The 12,760-nt window shown below is 64.7% G+C and carries 11 protein-coding genes and 1 pseudogene; 10 read left to right on the forward strand and 2 right to left on the reverse strand.

Annotated elements, in window-relative coordinates:
• From EOA75_RS18180 to EOA75_RS18200, 5 genes and pseudogenes are all read left to right on the forward strand, one after another.
• On the forward strand, positions 1-936 hold a 936-nt coding region (locus tag EOA75_RS18180), incomplete at its 5' end, for a GlxA family transcriptional regulator (RefSeq protein ID WP_245466666.1).
• 161 nt (positions 937-1,097) lie between these two features.
• Entirely contained in the window at positions 1,098-2,393 is a 1,296-nt protein-coding gene (locus EOA75_RS18185; RefSeq protein ID WP_127324810.1) for a Xaa-Pro peptidase family protein, read from the forward strand.
• Between the two features lie 322 nt (positions 2,394-2,715).
• Positions 2,716-3,393 (forward strand): isochorismatase family protein, encoded by a 678-nt coding sequence (locus EOA75_RS18190; protein ID WP_127324811.1) that lies wholly within the window; start codon positions 2,716-2,718, stop codon positions 3,391-3,393.
• A 271-nt stretch (positions 3,394-3,664) separates the two neighbouring features.
• Entirely contained in the window at positions 3,665-5,305 is a 1,641-nt protein-coding gene (locus EOA75_RS18195) for an ABC transporter substrate-binding protein (protein ID WP_127324812.1), read from the forward strand.
• 17 nt (positions 5,306-5,322) lie between these two features.
• Positions 5,323-5,550, forward strand: a pseudogene (locus EOA75_RS18200) (hypothetical protein); the annotation flags it as partial.
• A gap of 45 nt (positions 5,551-5,595) precedes the next feature.
• Here the strand turns inward: EOA75_RS18200 and EOA75_RS18205 are convergent.
• Complete coding sequence (locus tag EOA75_RS18205) at positions 5,596-6,378, reverse strand: hypothetical protein (RefSeq protein ID WP_127246912.1); 783 nt, start codon at positions 6,376-6,378, stop codon at positions 5,596-5,598.
• Between the two features lie 254 nt (positions 6,379-6,632).
• Positions 6,633-7,409: a hypothetical protein gene (locus tag EOA75_RS18210; protein ID WP_127324813.1), complete on the reverse strand. Its 777-nt coding sequence runs from the start codon at positions 7,407-7,409 to the stop codon at positions 6,633-6,635.
• A gap of 143 nt (positions 7,410-7,552) precedes the next feature.
• Between EOA75_RS18210 and EOA75_RS18215 the strand changes: the two genes are divergently transcribed.
• The 5 genes from EOA75_RS18215 to EOA75_RS18235 are packed head-to-tail and all read left to right on the forward strand — an operon-like array spanning position 7,553 to position 12,650.
• Positions 7,553-8,185: a DUF4129 domain-containing protein gene (locus EOA75_RS18215; protein ID WP_067330190.1), complete on the forward strand. Its 633-nt coding sequence runs from the start codon at positions 7,553-7,555 to the stop codon at positions 8,183-8,185.
• Positions 8,182-9,393, forward strand: coding sequence for a DUF4350 domain-containing protein (locus EOA75_RS18220; RefSeq protein WP_127324814.1), 1,212 nt, complete (start codon positions 8,182-8,184; stop codon positions 9,391-9,393). The genes EOA75_RS18215 and EOA75_RS18220 overlap by 4 nt, the downstream gene beginning before the upstream one ends.
• A complete protein-coding gene (locus EOA75_RS18225) occupies positions 9,380-10,336 on the forward strand; it encodes a MoxR family ATPase (RefSeq protein ID WP_067000979.1) in 957 nt (318 codons plus the stop codon). The genes EOA75_RS18220 and EOA75_RS18225 overlap by 14 nt, the downstream gene beginning before the upstream one ends.
• Entirely contained in the window at positions 10,333-11,637 is a 1,305-nt protein-coding gene (locus EOA75_RS18230) for a DUF58 domain-containing protein (protein WP_127324815.1), read from the forward strand. Before EOA75_RS18225 ends, EOA75_RS18230 begins: the two co-directional genes overlap by 4 nt.
• The gene (locus tag EOA75_RS18235; protein ID WP_127324816.1) at positions 11,634-12,650 is read left to right on the forward strand and encodes a stage II sporulation protein M; all 1,017 of its coding nucleotides are present in this window, start codon (positions 11,634-11,636) and stop codon (positions 12,648-12,650) included. The genes EOA75_RS18230 and EOA75_RS18235 overlap by 4 nt, the downstream gene beginning before the upstream one ends.
• The last annotated feature ends 110 nt before the right edge of the window (positions 12,651-12,760 follow it).

Raw genomic sequence — 12,760 nt, forward strand, 5'->3', positions numbered from 1 at the left:
CCGCTCACCTTTGCGGTGCTGGTCTTTCCCGGCTTTCCGATGATGGCGTTTTCTTCTGTCATCGAGCCGCTGCGCGGCGCCAACATTCTTGCGAAGCGCGACTGCTACCGATGGGTGATCGTCGGCGCGGATCAGGGCACGGTCGAAGCCTCCAACGGCGTCGTCATCCAGCCCGGCTTCTCGGCCGCCAACGCACCGAAGGTCGATCGCATCGTCGTCTGCTCGGGCGGCGATGCCGACCATGTCGTGGCCGACGAGGCGATGAGCTGGATCCGCAAAAGCCTGCGCGGTGGCGCGCATATCGGCGCGGTGGCGGATGCGGCGTTCTTCCTCGCCCGCGCCGGCCTGCTCGACGGCCATGCCTGCACCTTGCACTGGACCAGCCAGGCCGCTTTCACCGAGGCGTTTCCCGACATCGAGCTCAGGCGCGATCTCTTCGTCATCGACCGCAAGCGTTTTACCTCGGCCGGCGGCGTCGGCAGCCTCGACATGATGCTGGAGATCATCACGCGCGACTACGGCGCCGAGCTTGCCGCGGGTGTCGCGGAATGGTTCGTGCACTCTCCCCTGCGGTCGAGCGTCGACCGCAAGCTGATGCCGCTGCGCCTGCGCACCGGGGTGCAGAACGAGCTGGTGCTGTCGGCGATCGCCATCATGGAGGACGCGGTCGAGGAACGGCTCGGCATGGCGGAGCTGGCTGAGCGGCTTGGGGTCTCGCCCGACAAGCTCGAGCGCAATTTCCGCGCCGAGCTGGATATCTCGCCGAACGGCTATTACCGGCGGCTCAGGCTGAAGCGCGCCGCCGATCTGCTGGCGCATTCGACGCTGATGGTGCGCGATGTTGCGCTGGCCTGCGGTTTTGCTTCGATGTCGAGTTTCGCGCGGGCGTTTCGCGAGGAGCATGGGCACGCGCCGAAGGCGATGCGAAGGCATTAGGGTGCGCTTTGCTGCTACTACGCAGACTTCCTTCACACCCCCTCTGTCCCGCCGACATTGCAGTGACGACATCGGTCGCGCGGCATCCTGCACGACATTTGCGGAATGCCGCACAAGCTCTGCATCCTGCCCGGCTATGTTCGCGGGAACAGGAGGCACCCATGAGCATCGTCGTTTTCGATCCCGACAGCACCGAGGATGTGGACTTCAAGGACCGCATGCGCCACCCGGCCGCGGCCGATCCCGCCGGCGGCATGTGGCTCTCCGACACCGAGCCATCCTTCATCGACGCTGACGCTCTGCGCAAGGGGCGCCTCGCCAAACTGCGCGCCTGGATGCGCGAGGCGGGCTATGGCGGCGTTGTGCTGTTCGACCCCTATAACCAGCGCTACGCCACCGGCTCGCGCAACATGTTCGGCTATTTCCTGCGCAATTCGACCCGCTACTTCTTCATCCCGACCGATGGGCCAATCGTGCTGTTCGAATATCCGCAGAGCTACCATGTCTCGATGGTGCTCGACACGATCGACGAGGCGCGTCCTTCCAAGCTCGTCTGGTCCTCCGTCTCCGGTCGCGACGACGAGACGGCGGGGCCGTTCGCCGACGAGATCACCGAGCTTCTGAAGAGGCATGGCGGCGGCTCGATGAAGCTCGGCCTCGACCGCTGCAGCCATCTGCAGGCGGTGGCTCTGGAAAAGCGCGGCTGCGAGGTGAAGGACTGCCAGGGCGAGATTCTTGCCGTGCGCGCGGTGAAAACGCCGGAGGAGGTGAAATGCCTGCAGGCTTCCATGGCCGGAGCCGAAGCCGCGGTGGCCGCCGTGCGCGAGGCGATCAAGCCCGGCGTTTCCGAAAACGAGCTCTTCGCCATTATGTATCACGAGGTGATCCGCCAGGGCGGCGAGTTCATCGAGACCCGGCTGCTGACTTCAGGACAGCGCACCAATCCGTGGTTCAACGAGGCGAGCGGCCGCAAGATCAGGCCGGGCGAGCTGGTCGCGCTCGATACCGACACCATCGGCTGCTACGGCTATTATTCCGACTTCTCGCGCACCTTCCGCTGCGGCCCGGGCAAGCCGACGCCCTACCAGAAATCGCTCTACCGCATGGCGCACGACCAGGTCCAGCACAACATTTCCATCGTGAAACCCGGCATGGCCTTCCGCGAGATCGCCGAGAGGGCCTGGAAAATCCCGGACCGCTTCGTCGACCAGCGCTATACCTCGGTCATGCACGGCGTCGGCATGCATGGCGAGACGCCCTTCATCGCCCACGCGATGGATTACGAGACGTACGGCCGCGACGGCATGATCGTGCCGGGCATGGTGGTGAGCGTCGAAAGCTATATCGGCGAGAAAGGCGGCCGCGAGGGCGTCAAGCTGGAGGACGAGATTCTTATTACCGAAACGGGGACCGAGCTGCTTTCGCGGTTTCCTTATGAGGATGAGTTTCTGGAATGAGCGGTTTGATGCCGATACGCTCTGTTGGAGCCGCCCATACATTGTCGCAGGCGTTCGAGATTGGCCGCCGCACTCATGTCGTCGTCATCCTCGGGCGAAGCAAGGAGCGAAGCGACGCGGCGCAGGCCATAGGATCCATTCCGTTACGTCGGAGCGCCGCAACGGTGCAGAATTCTGTTAGGCCGAACTCTTCGATCAAGGTAACGGAATGGATTCCAGGGTCTTCGCGACGCCGCTTCGCGGCTGCTTCGCGCTGGAATGACGAAGCTGATACGCTGCGGCACATTCCGACGCGCCGCGGCACCCCTTCGAGAGCATCCGCATGAAATCCCCCATTTCCATCCGGCGCGGCACGGTGGCCGCGGTGTTCATCGATCTCCAGGAGGAGCATCGCAAGGACAAGCGCTATCTGGTCGAGGGCTTTGCCGACATCCTCGCCAACGTCCAACGCCTGCAGGAGGCGGCGCGGCGCAATTTCGTGCCGCTCTATCATTGGGCCTATATTGTCGACCTCGCCGAGGCGCGGCCGTTCCATCCGCTCGACGAGAGCGGCAAGTCGGCCTTCTCCGACAAGTACGATCCGCTGACGGCGATCTGCCATGAAGTGGCGCCGCAAAACGGCGAAGCCACTCTGGTCAAGCAGGAAGCCAGCGTCTTCGGCAAGAACGATTTTGGCGACAAGCTCGAAGCAGCCGGCATCGAATGGCTGGTGATTGCCGGCGTGTGGACCGAAGCCTGCATCGACGCCACAGTGAAGGACGCGGTGGCGCACGGTTTTCGCGTGCTCCTGGTCAAGGATGCCTGCGGCAGCGGCAGCAGCGCCATGCACCAGACCGGCATCCTCAACCTCGCCAACCGCCTCTATGGCGGCGCCGTGACCAACACGCTCGACGCTTGCCGGCTGATGGCAGGCGACACGGTGAGCGTGTGGCAGGTCGAGGGATCGGTGCCGCTGCGCTTCACCTTCGAGAATGCGGCGCGACTTTACGCAGAGCTCTGACCGCGAAGACCGGAGACCCAGCCGCCCGGCAAGGCGCAGCAATTATGCGCGTCAGCCAACTTTAGCCTGCGGAACAGCGCACAAGAATTGCGGAAAACCAAACATTTCGTCGCGGAAAGCGGACCTATGATCCCCTTCGCAGGCAACGGCGCCCAGCGGCCGTATCCGCCTCCGCGCCTGACGGCAGGGGGGCGCCCCTGGGTTTCGTGCAGGTCGTTGCCGCCAAAAGCCGCCGCGCGGGCGACCTGCATCAACAATAGAGGGAACGACAATGAAATTCATGCTGACCGACAGAAAACTGCACCCGCGGGCAAAGCCGACCGCGGGTGATTTCAAGAAGGGCGCGATCAGCCGGCGCGAGTATCTGGCGCTTATGGCCGGCTTGGGCGTCAGCGCCGCCGGCGCGCTGGCGCTGGGCGGCCTTACTCCCTCGCCCGCTCGGGCCGAGGAGCCGAAGCGCGGCGGGGTCCTGCGCGTCGCCATGAACGTGAAGGGCTTCAAGGATCCGCGCACTTTCGATGGCGTCGAGATGTCGAATGTGGCGCGCTATTGCAACGAATATCTGGTGCGCTGGAAAACCGACTTCACCTTCGAGCCCTGGCTGCTCGAAAACTGGGAGACCAGCGACGACGCCAAGACGATCACGCTTCACGTGCGCAAAGGCATCACCTGGTCGAACGGCGACACTTTCAACGCCGACGACGTGATCCACAACCTCAACCGCTGGTGCGATGCCTCGGTCGCCGGCAATTCGGTCGCCGCGCGCATGGGCGCGCTGGTCAACGCCGACACCAAGAAGCCGGTCGACGGCGGCATCCAGAAAGTCGACGACTACACCGTCAAGCTCAACCTGCCAAAGCCCGACATCTCGCTGATCGCCGGCATGGCCGACTATCCGGCGCTGATCATGCACCGCTCCTATGAAGGCGATGCCGATCCGAAGAAGGCTTTGGCCATCACCACCGGCCCGTGCGAGCTGGTGAGTTGGGACGCCGAGACCGGTGCGGAGGTGAAGCGCAAGGACAAGCCTTGGTGGAAGGGCGAGTTCTATCTCGACGGCATCAAGTGGGTCGACTACGGCTCCGATCCCAACGCCATGCTGTCGGCCTTCGAATCCGGCGAGATCGACACCGACCACGAGACCGCCTCGGACGCCGTGTCGCAGACCGAGCAGATGGGACTCGAAAATTCTGAGATCGCGACCGGCTCGACCATCGTCGCGCGCTTCAATGTCGGCAACGCGCCCTATGACGACGTCAAGGTGCGCCGTGCCGCCCAGCTTGCCGTCGACAATGCGGCCGTGCTGAAGCTCGGCCTCGACGGCAGGGGCAAGCCCGCCGATAACCACCATGTCGGACCGATGCATCCCGAATTCGCCGATATCGGCCCGGCCAAGCGCGATGTCGACGCGGCGAAGAAGCTGTTGGCCGAATCCGGCAAGGCCGAGCACGAATACGAGCTGATCTCGGTCGACATCGAATGGCAAAAGAGCACCGCCGACGCGATCGCCGCCCAGATCCGCGAGGCCGGCCTCAAGATCAAGCGCACCGTGCTGCCGGCCGCCACCTTCTGGAACGACTGGAGCAAGTTCCCCTACTCCTGCACCGAATGGCCCGGCCGTCCGCTCGGCGTCCAGGTGCTGGCGCTGGCCTATAAATCGGGCGCGGCCTGGAACGAAAGCGCTTATTCGAACAAGGAGTTCGACGAGCTTCTCGATAAAGCACTTGCGACCCCGGATGCCGCCCAGCGCAAGGAGATCATGGCCAAGATCGAGCAGAATTTGCGCGACTCCGGCATCATCATCCAGCCCTACTGGCGCTCGGCCTACCGCACCTACCGCAAGGGCGTGCATGGCTGCGAGCAGCACCAGGCGCTCGAGCAGCATTTCGAGACGGTTTGGCTCGAGTCCTGATTCCTCCCAGGACCGATCGCGACGATCTGGGCCTCAGCGGCGCCGTGCAGCGCTGCGCCCAGCATCCGGACAATGTCTGGGCGCTACACGGGCTGGTCGAATGCCTGAAGGGGCGCCGCGAGAGCGAGGAGCTGCCGGGCTTGCAGGCGAAACTTGCTTTGGCGCTGACCAAGGCGGACGTGCCGATCACATCGTCATGCCTCTGCCGCACGAGCGTGCAGGCAGACCACTGCTGTTGTCGTTGAGACAGCGGGCGGCCGCCCTCAAAGTGGAAGGCGGCCAGGCCGTTGCTAAGAGAAGATTTTCGCCAATTCGTCGACGCTGGTGCCTTCCTTGACTTGGCGCAGTTCGACATAGCTGACCGCGGTGGCAACGGAGAGCACCATCGAGACGACGGCCTGCACCACGGCGGCGCCCAGTTCGGCGAGGATCCCGCCGAAGAGAAGCAGCACCACCAGGATCCCCCACTGGATGACCATCGCGATGATGACCAGGACGAGGAAGAGGCCGAACAGCGACCAGCGATTGCCTTTGGTCAGCGCTCGGCTGCGCGACATCGAGCCGAATACGCCCAACCGCTCCTGGATGAGAACGGGAACCGACATCGACCAGCCGAGCCACAGGATGATGCCGGGAACGATCAGCGCGATCATAGCAAGCGCAGAGCCGATGCCGACGAGCAGGCCGATCGCAAGCGTCGGCAACAGGAAGCGGATGGCAATCTGCACGCTGTCGCCGAAGGATGGCCGCCTTCCGTTCAGATCCTCGATTGTTGCCCGCACCAGCGACGACTGGAGCAGCAGCGTGAAGACGAAGGAAATCAATCCCGCGAGGATGCTGAGATAGGAGTTGCGCAGCACCGCGTTCGGATCCGCCATGGCACTTGGATCGCCATTCATCACCGCTTCCATCTGCGGTTGGGTCCATAACCTGATGAGCAGCGTCGGCAGGCCGGCAAACAAAAGCCCAAGCCCGACGCAGAGTCCTATGTTGCGCGTGATGACGGCAAAAGTGCTGTTAAACACCCTGCCGATTTCGAATCTGCCTGGTCGTCCCAATGTCGCAGTGGTCATGATAGCTTTCCCCCGAGCCGCTGCCGAATCCAATTCGGCAACTTCAAAGTAAATCTGCCAAGAACGGCGGGCCCCGTCCAGTGGACTTGCAATTGTTTCGGGTATTCCCGGTGTCAGCCAGAACCGCCGACTGCAGCAAAAGCTCACGGTCGCGCTCTGATTTGAGGCCAGGAAGGCGATTTTGCAGGACAGGCAGGCTCTCAGCGGGGGCTGCCGCTCACCAGCACTTCGGCCGGCCTCGCCAGCATCCCAGACTACGAGAATATCTCCGCCAGTTCATCGACGCCGGTGCCTTCCTTGACCTGGCGCAGTTCGACATAGCTGACCGCGGCTGCGACGGAACCCACCATCGAGCCGATGCTCTGGACCATGGCGGCCACGACGGCGGCGACGATGCCATGGAATAGATAAACGACCACTCCGGTGATGGATTGCATCACAAGCCCCATGATGACCAGGATCACGAAAAGGCCAAACAGAGCCCAGCGGCTGCCTTTGGTCAGGGCGCGGCTGCGCGACATCGAGCCGAAGACGCCCAAGCGCTCCTGAATGAGCACCGGTATTGCCACCGACCAGCCGAGCCCGAGGATGATTCCGGGCACCAGCAAGGCAATCGAGGCCGCGCCCACGCCGAGCGCTACAAGCAGACCTATGGCGACCGTGGGCAACAGGAAGCGGATCGCTGTTGCGATGGAATCGCCGAAAGTCGGCTTCTTGCCGTTCATGTCCTCGATCGCCACCCGGACGAGGCTCGACTGCAACAGAACCGCAAAGGCGAGATAAAGTATTACAATGACCGCAGTTCCAATGATGAAGCCGAGCTTGTAGTTCGTGATAGCCTTGGCGAAATTGGCCGGATTTCCAGGATGGGAATTTAGACGCACGAGCTGGGTGACCAGTTGCGGTAGTCCTGAAAACAGCGCCGCAAGACCAACGCAGAGTACAATATTACGACCGATCACGGAGAAAGTGTTGTTGAACACTCGGCCGATCTGATACTTCTCCTGCCGTATCAACGCGGCTGAAGTCATGACGCCCTCCCCTGCTTGGCCGCTCCACGCCAGCCTATCGCCCCAAAGCAAATCTGCCAGTATTGACGAGACGCGTCCAATCACTTGCAATTGTCCTGCGGTATTGCCAGTGTCGAACCCGTGGGTAGCAGGGGAGCGAGTTGGTGACAGCGGCACAGCCTGCCACAGCGGACGCCGAATGGCTGGCCAAGATGCACAAGCAGCTGCTGGCTGACGATTCGATCCAGTTTGACCTGCCGGGGCTGGTGCGGCCGGAGCCGCCGGAATGGCTGAAGCCTTTTCTGGAAGCCCTGGCAAAGCTAGGCCCTTACATGATCTATCTGTTCTGGGGCGCGGTGATCATCGGCGTCGCAATCATCGTGTTCCTGCTCGTGCTCGAGGCGAAGGGCATCGCCTGGCGGCTGCCGTGGCGGCGCGTGAGCAAGGAGGCGGAGGCGCAGGAGGAATGGCGCCCGGATGCCGGCGCGGCTCAGATCCTGCTCTCCGAAGCCGATGCGCTCGCCGCGCGCGGCGACTATGACGAGGCGGTGCATCTGCTGCTCCGGCGCAGCGTTGCCGACATCGCCAGCCGCCTGCCCGACTTCCTGCGCCCGTCGCTGACCGCGCGCGACATCGCCGCCGCAGGTTCCATCCCGTCCCGCCCCCGCGCTGCCTTCAGTGAGATCGCGCGCATCGTCGAGGCTGCCTTGTTCGCTCGCCGGCCGGTCGGCGCCGAGGGCTGGCAGCAGGCGCGCGGCGCCTATGAGCGCTTTGCCTTCCGGGACGCCTGGGCATGAGCGCGGAGGCGACAGAGGCACAAGAGCTGTTCAGCCGCAGGACGCTGTTCTGGGGCATCTTCGCCAGCCTGCTCGCGGCCGCCGGATTCTTCCTGCTCTCGACCTACGCTCCGGACTTTCGTCAGCCCGAGGGCGGCGCAACACCGCTCTCCAAGGGCGGCACCGGCTATGCCGGGCTCGTGGAATGGCTGAAGCTCACCAACGGGCAGGCGCCGCCCATGGCGCGCGGGGAGAAGGATCTGCAATCTCCCCTGGCATCCACATTCCTGCTGATCGTCACCATCGCGCCCAACAGCGACCCGGCGGCGCTTCAGCGCATCATCAAGCTCCGCTTGGGCAAGCACACGCTTTTCGTGCTGCCCAAATGGGTCACCTTTCCGCAGCCGGGCCAGGAGGGCTGGGAGACGAAAGTCGAGCGGCTGCCCGCAACGGCGGTCAACGACTGGCTCGGTCGCCTCGCCAAGGCCAAGCTCGGCGACAGCAAGCCATCGGTCGATCGGATCGATGTAGAGGGGCGCAAGATCGCCGTGCCCGAGGAGTTGCAATGGGTAGCCGACAATCATCCGCTGATTGCGGCGGGTGACGGCAAGGCTGTTCTCACCGAACTCGACAGCGAACCCTTCTACATCCTGACCGATCCCGATCTCATCAACAACGCGGCGCTGAAGGATCCGCAAAAGGCGGCAGCGGCGCTCGACATGATCGCCATGCTGGAGCCCGCCAAGGGCGCGGTTATGTTCGACCTGACGCTTCACGGCATCGGCCAGAACTACGATCTCGGCAAGCTCCTGGTCGAACCGCCCTTCCTGGCGCTGACGCTGTCGGTGCTGGTGGCGGCTGCCCTCGCCTTCCTGCACGGGCTCGGCCGCTTCGGGCCGCCACGCACCGAGGGTCGCGCCATCGCCTTCGGCAAGCAGGCGCTGGTCGACACCACGGCAATGCTCCTGAAGCGGGCAGGACGGCTGCAGGAACTCGGCGACCGCTATGCCGCGCTGATGCGCCAGCGCGCCGCCGCGCTGCTTGGCGCGCCGCACGGGCTGCAGGGTGAAGCGCTGGACCGCTGGCTGGATTCCCGCGACAAAAATGAGGCGAACGGCTTCACCGCACGGTTCAAGGCTGCGAACGGTTCCAACACATTGGCCGCAATGCATGAAGCAGCGGAAGAGCTGCATGACTGGACGGCAAGGAGGCTCGGTGAACGTCGATGAAGTGAAAGCCCTGGCGAGCGCGATCAGGGAAGAGGTGGCTAAAGCGATCACCGGGCAGCGCGACACGGTCGATCTGATGCTGACGGCGCTGTTCGCCGGCGGCCATATATTGCTCGAAGGTCCGCCCGGTACCGCAAAGACCATGACCGCGCGCTGCTTCGCGCAGGCGCTCGGCGTCGCCTATGGGCGCATCCAGTTCACGCCCGACCTGATGCCCGGCGACATCGTCGGCGCCAACATCTACAATTTCCAGACCGGCCAGTTCACGCTGACGCGCGGCCCGATTTTCTGCGATCTGCTGCTTGCCGACGAGATCAACCGCACGCCGCCGAAGACGCAGGCTGCACTGCTCGAAGCCATGCAGGAGCACGCTGTCACATTCGACGGCACGACCCATTCGCTCGGCAAGAATTTCATGGTGGTGGCGACGCAGAACCCGATCGAGCATCAAGGCGTCTATCCGCTCCCCGAGGCCCAGCTCGACCGCTTCCTGTTCAAGCACCGGGTCAGCTATCCGGACGCGCAGGAAGAACGTGCCATCATCATCCACCACGGCGGCGGCTCCGCCTCGCACAATATCGAGCAATACGGCATCAAGGCGCAGACCGACCGCAAGACGCTGGAGGCGGCGCTTGCCACAGTGGGCGCCGTCACGCTGGTCGACGACGTCGTCGGCTACATCGCGGCCCTTGTCCGCGGCACGCGCGAAAGCCCGGATCTGGAGGTCGGCGCCAGTCCTCGCGCCGGCGCCATGCTGGCGCGCGCGGCGCGAGCCCGGGCGGCGCTCGACGGCCGCAACTATGTCATCCCCGACGACGTCAAGGCTTTAGCCGTGCCGGCGCTGCGCCACCGCGTCATCCTCTCGCCGGCGGCGCAGATCGACGGACGGCTGGTCGAGCAGATCGTGTCCGACCTGGTCGACCAGACGGAAGCGCCGCGTTGATCTATCCGAGCGGCAGAGCGGTATGGGCGGCGGCGGCGGGAGCGATTCCCGCCTTCCTGATCGCGCTCGCGCTGCCGCATGTCTGGTATCTCGGGCTGCTCTGGATTTGCGCTTTGCTTGCCTTCCTGGCGGTCGACGCGGCGGCCGGGCGCGGACGCGCGTCGCTCAGCGCCACGCTCACCGCACCGCCGCAGGTCGGCGTCGGCGGACGTTTCACGCTGCACATCGCGGCCGGTCTCGGGGCGCGAACGCGCCGGCTGCAGGCGCGCGTCGGGCATGACCAGCGGCTGGCGCCGGTCAACGGCACGGGCGGCACACTGCCGGCAAATGGCGGCACGCTCGACCTCGAATTCGACGCCATTCGGCGCGGCATCGCCAGCTTCGATCGGCTGTGGCTGCGCTGGCAAGGGCCGTTCGGGCTGGTCTGGAACCAGGCCGTGCTGCCGGTGGACCGCAAGATAGCGGTGCTGCCCGATGTCAGCCGCGCGCGCGACGAAGCAATCACGCTGCTGCAGCGCTCCGCTCTTGCCGACGGCCATGCCCAGAAGCGCGCCGGCCAGGGCCGCGAGTTCGAGGCGCTGAAGGACTACCAGCCAGGAATGGGCCGGCGCATGATCGACTGGAAGCGCAGCGCCCGCCACGGCAAATTGCTTGCCCGCGAATTCCGCATCGAAGAGAACAACAACATCGTCTTGACCGTCGATAGCGGGCGTCTGATGTGCGAGCCGGTCGAGGGCGTGCCGAAAGTCGACCGGGCCGTGACGGCGGCGCTGTTGTCCGCCTTCATTGCGCTCAAGGGCGGCGACCTCGTCAGCCTGTTTTCTTTCGACGCCAGGCCACGCGTTTCCAGCGGTGCCGTGCGCGGCTCGCCAAGCTTCACCATGATCCAGAAGCGCGCCGCCGAGATCGACTATTCGCCCGAGGAGACCAATTTCACCCTGGCGCTGACGACGCTCGCCGCGAAGCTCGACCGGCGCTCGCTGGTCATCGTGTTCACCGATTTCGTCGACCCGATCAGCGCCGAGTTGATGCTGCGCACCGTCGGGCGGCTGACCGAGCGGCATTTGGTGCTGTTCATGCTGATGAAGGATGTCGAGCTGGAGACCTTGGCCGATATGGCGCCTACCGCCCCGGAGGACGTGGCCCGCGCGGTCACCGCCGGCGACCTGCTCAAACAGCGGCAGGTGGTGATCGGACGCCTCAGGCTGCTCGGCGCGCATGTCATCGAGGCCGACCACCAGCGGCTCGGCCCCGCCCTGGTCGAGCGCTATATCCAGCTCAAGGAGGAAAACCTCTTATGATGCTGCCCGCCGGCACCGATACGCTCCGCCAGTCGCTGGCAAGCTTCCGCCAGGAGCGCGAGGCCGACTGGAAGGCGTTCGAGGCGCTGCTTGCCCGCGTCGAGAAGCGCGCGCCGCGCGCGCTGTCGGAAGAGGAGCTGCTGTCACTGCCCCTCCTCTACCGCTCGGCACTGTCCTCGCTTTCGGTGGCGCGAGCCACTTCGCTCGACAGCGCACTGATTGCTTACCTCGAAGCGCTCTGCCTGCGCGGCTATTTTTACCTCTATGGCGCGCGGCGATCCTTGAGAACGCGCATCGGCGACTTCTTCCTGCACGACTGGCCGGCGGCGATCCGCGACTTGTGGCGCGAGGTGTGGGCATCGGTCGCCTTGACGGTGATCGGCGCCATTGCCGGGTACTGGCTGGTCGCCTCCGACAAGCGCTGGTACGACGCCATCATCGCGCCGAGCCTCGCCGGCGGGCGCAATCCGGATTCGTCGGCCGAGATGCTGCGCAGCGTGCTTTATGGCGGCGGCGACCACTTTCTCTCGGGCTTCGCCGCTTATCTCTTCACCCACAACACGCAGGTGTCGATCCTGGCCTTCGCGCTCGGCTTCGCCTTCGCGGTGCCCAGCGTGCTGATCATCCTGATGAATGGCTGCATGCTCGGCGCCATCTTCCAGATCTATGCCGCCAAGGGGCTCGGTTTCGAGCTCGGCGGCTGGCTGTCGATCCACGGCACGACGGAGCTTTTCGCCATCGCCATCGCGGGCGCGGCCGGCATGCGCATCGGCACCAGCATCGCCTTTCCCGGCGAGCTGACGCGCATGGCCGCGGCCTCACGAGCGGGCCGCGTGGCGGCGACCGCGATGGTCGGCGTCGTCGTGATGTTGCTGTTTGCCGGCCTGCTCGAAGGCATTGGCCGGCAGACGATCACAAGCGATATCGCCCGCTATTCGATCGGCGGCGGCATGCTGGCGCTCTGGATTTCTTATTTCTACCTGTTCCGGATGGTGCGGCATGGCAACGGCTAGGAATCCCGCCGCGCTGGTGCGCCCGCTGGTCACGCCGGAGGGCGTGGACCTGCGCGTCAAGCTGGCGGATGCCGGGACGCGGGCTTCGGGATTCCTGCTCGATGTGGTGA

The organism is Mesorhizobium sp. M1A.F.Ca.IN.022.07.1.1, assembly GCF_003997575.1.
In the GTDB taxonomy this organism is placed as follows: domain Bacteria; phylum Pseudomonadota; class Alphaproteobacteria; order Rhizobiales; family Rhizobiaceae; genus Mesorhizobium.

Coding starts and splice junctions, on each gene's coding strand:
- EOA75_RS18185 (WP_127324810.1), top strand. CDS start 1,098: ATGAGCATCGTCGTTTTCGATCCCGACAGCACCGAGGATGTGGACTTC.
- EOA75_RS18190 (WP_127324811.1), top strand. CDS start 2,716: ATGAAATCCCCCATTTCCATCCGGCGCGGCACGGTGGCCGCGGTGTTC.
- EOA75_RS18195 (WP_127324812.1), top strand. CDS start 3,665: ATGAAATTCATGCTGACCGACAGAAAACTGCACCCGCGGGCAAAGCCG.
- EOA75_RS18205 (WP_127246912.1), bottom strand. CDS start 6,378: ATGACCACTGCGACATTGGGACGACCAGGCAGATTCGAAATCGGCAGG.
- EOA75_RS18210 (WP_127324813.1), bottom strand. CDS start 7,409: ATGACTTCAGCCGCGTTGATACGGCAGGAGAAGTATCAGATCGGCCGA.
- EOA75_RS18220 (WP_127324814.1), top strand. CDS start 8,182: ATGAGCGCGGAGGCGACAGAGGCACAAGAGCTGTTCAGCCGCAGGACG.
- EOA75_RS18235 (WP_127324816.1), top strand. CDS start 11,634: ATGATGCTGCCCGCCGGCACCGATACGCTCCGCCAGTCGCTGGCAAGC.